The sequence below is a fragment of the Yoonia sp. genome (genome assembly GCF_046498525.1).
Taxonomy (GTDB): domain Bacteria; phylum Pseudomonadota; class Alphaproteobacteria; order Rhodobacterales; family Rhodobacteraceae; genus Yoonia.
In genome coordinates this window covers 1-5203 of sequence record NZ_JAWOAN010000052.1, presented here as the reverse complement: position 1 = coordinate 5203, position 5203 = coordinate 1, and the positions used below count along the sequence as shown (strand labels likewise).

The following is a 5203-nucleotide window of genomic DNA, read 5'->3' as shown; positions in this document are numbered from 1 at the left end:
GTGCTTGATGCCGTTGGTAAGAAGTCGCGCGGTCTCGAAATCAGAAGCCAAATTGGGTTTCTCAGGGTATCGATTGTTGAAATAGTTTTTCTCAAATTTTCGGTCAGTTGCCCATTCAAAAAGGTGATACGACATAACGATTGCCGAAACGGCTTTAGCAACATTCGCATTGTCGGCAACAAAAGCGCTGTAGAGCGGACTGACTACTTCAATAAAGAAGTCAGGCGCTGAACCGACGTTGAATTGCGCCATGAGCCCTCCAGAAAAAAGAGTAACTTATATGAAACCTCCACCTAAGCAACCCGCTTCATTTAAAGCCTGAGCATTGCCGAGGGACCGGAAAGCCCTGCACATCGGCAACTCAACTAATCCCGCGAAAGTCCGCTCTGATCAGCTAAGTCGTTTCGCACCATGTCCGCTTCGGGCTGACAGCGGTCACTGGTGTCATCGCTCTCCATGCAAATGCGCCGGCAAGAACGGTTGAGGACATGGGCAACAAGCCTTTGGGTTGCGGTATGTGATGGAACCGCTATCATTCAATAGGTAACTTGAATTTGTAACGTGAGGAGACCATCGTGACAATCAGCCCCAAGGTGGCCCTGCTGGAGGAATACGCCCTTATCGCGCGCGCGCTGTCAGCGCCGGCACGGCTCTTGATCCTTGAACAACTCGCGCAGGGCGAGCGCGGTGTGGATGCGCTTGCGGAAAAGACCGGTCTGACGATCGCCAACTGCTCGCAACACTTGCAGCAACTGCGCCGGTCCGGCCTCGCCACCAGCCGCCGCGATGGCAAATCCGTAATCTACAGGCTGACGGATGCCGAGACACTTCAACTGATGGACCTTTTGCGCATCGTCGCCGAGCGGAACCTCGCGCAAGTGTCGCGTATCCTGCGCGGCCTATCGGACGGAGAAGATGCACCCGAGCCTGTAAGCCGCGATGAGCTTGCAGCACGATTGGCCGATGGCTCTGTGACCGTTTTCGACATACGGCCCGCGGACGAATACGCCACCGCGCATATTCCCGGCGCCCTGAACACGACCTTGGCCGAACTTGAGCGAATTCTTCCCACGCTCGATCCCTGCGCCGAGATTGTCGCCTACTGTCGCGGGCCTTACTGCATCTATGCCCACCAAGCTGTCGCCGCCTTTCGCAAACACGGCCTGAATGCCCGACGCCTTGACGGTGGCCTGCCGGAATGGCGCGCAGACGGGCGGGCGGTGCTGTCACTCGCTACAGAGTAAACGGTCACTTGCGGGTATTGCGTGCCAGGCAAGTGATTTTGCGTGTCGCGCTGTGCCGAGGAATGGTTACGCTACAACGAGCCAGACAATACTCAGGCTTACCACCAGATAGACAAGTGTGTTGACCATCCAGCGAATGAGACTTGCCTCTCCTTCAGGATCCACCCCGAGACGTTCACAGGCTTTGGTTCCGGGCCATAAAAATATTTCTGTCAGTGTCATCGATTTCAATCCTTAATCGGCATTCAAGATACTTATTATGTAGTGGTCTTAATTCGGCATTACAAATGCCAAATATCGCAGGTGAAGCCGGACAAATTCACAGATTATGCGCTGCGCGTTTTGATGACCTTGGCAGTCCGTGCGCCGACACGTTTCCCTAGCTGGGGACTTGCTGCGCATTCGGGGTTATCGGAACACCACCTGTCAAAGGTGGTAACCGGCGACGTGGATGTTTGTCTGATCAACCAGAATGACGAACACTGTTCGCTGTCTGGGGCGTTGATCATGGCATGATCGCCCCTTTGGAACCCCGCCGCTCTCACTTGCGACCCACGGGGTACAAGACAGTCGTCAGGGCCCCTCATCGGTTACAAGGCGCATGCCCAGATGCGCGGGTGGCGTGCCCACGGCACAACCGCCGCGTGCCGGGTCGCGGACGAGGAATGATATCGCCGCGACGTGTTCACCGCCGACAAAGAAAGCGGGGCAGCGGTCAGGTGTGATCTGCCCTTCGGAAGCGCCCGCGTAGCAATCCATCGTCCATTCCCAGACGCTGCCGTTCAGATCAACGATCCCTTCGGATGTGGTATCGAACGATCCGCGCGGGCGCAGTGTGCGTTTTGTCTGCGGCTCTATCAGATAGGCCGAGGCCCATGTCAGCTCTGGATCGGTAAAGATCGGATCAGGGGCGTCGGGAAGCACTTCGGCGGCCATGTATTCCCACTCGCTCAACGTGGGTAGGCGAAACGTGACATCCGCGCGCTTATTGATCCATTGCAGGAATTCGGACACATCGACATAGGACAGACCCGTCGCAGGCATTTCCGCTTCGGTGTGGTTCCCCGACGCACGCAGGCCAAGCGTGCAACCGCCTGCATCGTGACAAGTATTCCAGTCGGAAATGCTGACTTCGTATTTCTGCACATAAAGCGGTGTGCCGTCGGGCATCAGAACCGGTTGCTCTGCCATCCCGATGAACTGGATGAAATCGGGGCCGCGCATGTGTTGCGCGGCCCCGGCCAATCCAGCCATCGCCAACACAATACAGCCTGCGATGATGCGTGTCTTGTGGTTGGCAATGACGGTTTTCATGGTTCAGGCTTTCCGGTTATGTCTCAAAGCTGCGCGGGGCAACCACCTGCTCCATCAAGGCATTGTCCCATGCACCTTGGACAACAAAGTGCGCGGCTGCGCCCAGCAGTGACGCCTCGATCAGATTGTGGTTGACGTAGGCGTAAACACCTGGCTGTTCGAAGGTATACATCGCTGCCATTGCTGTCCCGCCCCGCACGAACCATGTCTCGACGCCTGTCAGGGGTGGATCACTGAAGGATGTTTCCCAGACATAATTGCCATGACCGCCAATCAGGTGCGGACGGCTGTCGCGGTTTGCCTGATTGTGGATCATCAGCACGGTCTCGCCGACATTCGCCTTCAGAGCGTTTTCCCCGGTCAGTGCGCCGACCGCACCGTTAAAGACACAATGTGTCGGGGTCAGGGTGCGCATCGCATCAAGACTGTCGGAATAATCGTCACCGGCTACTTCGTAGGTGCGGTAGTCTCCAAACTCATCCTTGGGCAGATAGTAATCTTGCTCACCGATATAGGCGATGCTGTCATAGCGCAGCGGGTTGCCATCCTTGTCTTTCAGGCCATCGCGCGGCAGCACCATCACCGCACCGTTCATGCCGTGTGTGACGTGATAAGGGATCATCGCGCCACCGGGGGCACAGTGATAGGTAAAGCAGCCCGGCTTTGTCGCTTTCCAGCGCAGCACGGTTTCTTCGCCGGGATAGACGTGGGTCAGACCACCTCCGCCCAGCGCGCCTGTCGAGGCGTGAAAGTCGATGTTGTGCTCCATCATGCTGTCCACAGGGTTGCGCAGTGTCAATTCGACCATGTCGCCTTCGTGGCAGATGATCAGCGGACCGGGAACGGACCCGTTATAGGTCAGCGCCCAGATACTTGCGCCGGTGTCTTCATCGACGACCATCAGGCGTTCCGTTGTCTCCATGAACACCTCGATGATCTTTGGCCCACCTGTCGCAACCTGTTCGTGCGCAGGGGCAAAAGGCGGCGCGACCAGTTCTTGCTTCACGCGTGTGTAGCCGGACAGATCTGCGGGAGCTGCCGCGACCTGTGCCTGCGCTTCGGCTTCTATGAAACGGGCGACAGGCGGCTGCATCCGTGGCAACGGGCTGCGCCGTTGGTTTGCAAAGGCGCCGGCACCTGTTATTGCGGCAGCGCCGGCAAGAACAGAACCGCGCAGAACATTGCGGCGGCTGGTTGGTGTCAGCCCGGGGTTGATAAATTTTGTCATTGGTCCCTCCGTGGGGTCTGAGTTGTCACAAGACATCGGTGCCTTTTGACGGAGATTGGCTTAGAAATTGGCCAGTTGTGCTTCAAAGCGTTCCTTGGCCTTGCGTGGAATGCGCCCTTCGAGAAAATCATCGGGGACTTCGGCATCTCCGACGGCAATGGTCATCACCATGCCCATGGCAAAGTGCGGTTTGCAGATGACGCCATAGACGCCTTCGACATCGAGGGTGATTTCGATCTCTTCGTTGATGCGGCCTTCGAACGGCTCTGCGCCATCAGGCAGCATGGCCGCGTTGATCTCGGCGTTGTGGCCACGGTCGGTTGCGATAAAGCGGATGGTGTCACCGGCGGCGGCCTGAACAAACGCAGGCTCGAACACCATACGCTCGCCGTCAACCCCTTGGTTCAGCATCTGCACTTCGAATGTCTCGGCAAAGGCGGCACTCCCCATAAGGGCTGTGATTGCTAGGCCTGCTGCGAATTTGCGGATCATCTCATTTCCTTTCAGATATCGGCATGTCTTGATCTCAATCTTAAGGAATACGCCGGGCCGGACTTTGTGCTGGAACAAATAACTTTGCGTTATGCTTCATTCATATTTTGCAAGGTCCCGCGATTTGTGTCACCCAATTGCAGATGAACGCATCTCCCGCTCGCACAGCCTTTCCAAGATTAGACGAGAGCCTGCTTTCGCAACTGCCCCCGTTTTCCAGGTTGGACAGGCGGCAGATCCGCGCGATTCTTGATCAGGCAACGTCACGACGCTACGACACCGGAGTTTCGGTTTTTGATGAAGGCGCCCCGGCCGAACGTTTTTACTTGTTGCTCGACGGGTTTGTCCGTGTAGTGCGTATCACGCCCACAGGGGAACAGGTTACGGCATTACATATTCCGTCGGGGCAGTTGCTGGGCATTGCCAAGGCGATCGGGAAAGACACATATCCCGCAACGGCCATGGCTGCGACCGAGGCCATTGCGCTGAGCTGGCCGATGCATCTTTGGGACCAGTTCGTAGCCGAATATGACGGTTTTGCCACCGAAACCTACAAGACGATCGGAAATCGCTTGGGCGAGATGAACACCCGCATCGTCGAAATGGCGACCCAGCATGTCGAACAACGCGTCGCCTGTGCGCTTTTGCGTCTGATCAATCAGACCGGACGCAAGGTACCGAACGGGATCGAGGTGGATTTCCCGATCAGCCGTCAGGACCTGTCGGAAATGACTGCCACGACCCTCCATACCGTCAGCCGATTGCTGAGCGCCTGGGAGAAGCAGGGGATTGTGCAAAGCAAACGCAAGCGGATCATGGTCTGTGACCCGCATGCTCTGGTCGTACTCAGCCAGACCTGAACCGCGCTACAAACCAGCGGCAGTCATCAGTTCCGCCATAAAGGCATCCTGATCCAAGTGATAGG

At 56.8% G+C, this 5203-nt stretch carries 7 protein-coding genes; 2 read left to right on the top strand and 5 right to left on the bottom strand.

The window, feature by feature from the left end:
- On the bottom strand, nucleotides 1–252 hold a 252-nt coding region (locus tag R6T97_RS03630), incomplete at its 3' end, for a hypothetical protein (RefSeq protein ID WP_410347941.1).
- Nucleotides 253–575: 323 nt separating this feature from the next.
- On the opposite strand from R6T97_RS03630, the gene R6T97_RS03625 reads away from it, so the two are divergent.
- Nucleotides 576–1244: an ArsR/SmtB family transcription factor gene (locus tag R6T97_RS03625; RefSeq protein WP_410347940.1), complete on the top strand. Its 669-nt coding sequence runs from the start codon at nucleotides 576–578 to the stop codon at nucleotides 1242–1244.
- A gap of 66 nt (nucleotides 1245–1310) precedes the next feature.
- On the opposite strand, the gene R6T97_RS03620 is transcribed toward R6T97_RS03625, so the two are convergent.
- The 4 genes from R6T97_RS03620 to R6T97_RS03605 all read right to left on the bottom strand — a co-directional run bounded on the left by R6T97_RS03620 (nucleotide 1311) and on the right by R6T97_RS03605 (nucleotide 4278).
- Nucleotides 1311–1466, bottom strand: coding sequence for a hypothetical protein (locus tag R6T97_RS03620; protein WP_410347939.1), 156 nt, complete (start codon nucleotides 1464–1466; stop codon nucleotides 1311–1313).
- Nucleotides 1467–1817: 351 nt separating this feature from the next.
- Nucleotides 1818–2558, bottom strand: coding sequence for a formylglycine-generating enzyme family protein (locus R6T97_RS03615; protein ID WP_410347938.1), 741 nt, complete (start codon nucleotides 2556–2558; stop codon nucleotides 1818–1820).
- A gap of 16 nt (nucleotides 2559–2574) precedes the next feature.
- A complete protein-coding gene (nirK, locus tag R6T97_RS03610; protein ID WP_410347937.1) occupies nucleotides 2575–3786 on the bottom strand; it encodes a copper-containing nitrite reductase in 1212 nt (403 codons plus the stop codon).
- 60 nt (nucleotides 3787–3846) lie between these two features.
- Nucleotides 3847–4278, bottom strand: a complete 432-nt coding sequence (locus tag R6T97_RS03605; protein WP_410347936.1) for a pseudoazurin — start codon at nucleotides 4276–4278, stop codon at nucleotides 3847–3849.
- 143 nt (nucleotides 4279–4421) lie between these two features.
- Between R6T97_RS03605 and R6T97_RS03600 the strand changes: the two genes are divergently transcribed.
- Nucleotides 4422–5138 (top strand): Crp/Fnr family transcriptional regulator, encoded by a 717-nt coding sequence (locus R6T97_RS03600; protein WP_410347935.1) that lies wholly within the window; start codon nucleotides 4422–4424, stop codon nucleotides 5136–5138.
- The last annotated feature ends 65 nt before the right edge of the window (nucleotides 5139–5203 follow it).

Bases quoted from the DNA above. Each gene is read 5' to 3' on its own strand.
- R6T97_RS03620 (WP_410347939.1), bottom strand. From the start codon at position 1,466: ATGACACTGACAGAAATATTTTTATGGCCCGGAACCAAAGCCTGTGAA.
- R6T97_RS03615 (WP_410347938.1), bottom strand. From the start codon at position 2,558: ATGAAAACCGTCATTGCCAACCACAAGACACGCATCATCGCAGGCTGT.
- nirK (WP_410347937.1), bottom strand. From the start codon at position 3,786: ATGACAAAATTTATCAACCCCGGGCTGACACCAACCAGCCGCCGCAAT.
- R6T97_RS03605 (WP_410347936.1), bottom strand. From the start codon at position 4,278: ATGATCCGCAAATTCGCAGCAGGCCTAGCAATCACAGCCCTTATGGGG.
- R6T97_RS03600 (WP_410347935.1), top strand. From the start codon at position 4,422: ATGAACGCATCTCCCGCTCGCACAGCCTTTCCAAGATTAGACGAGAGC.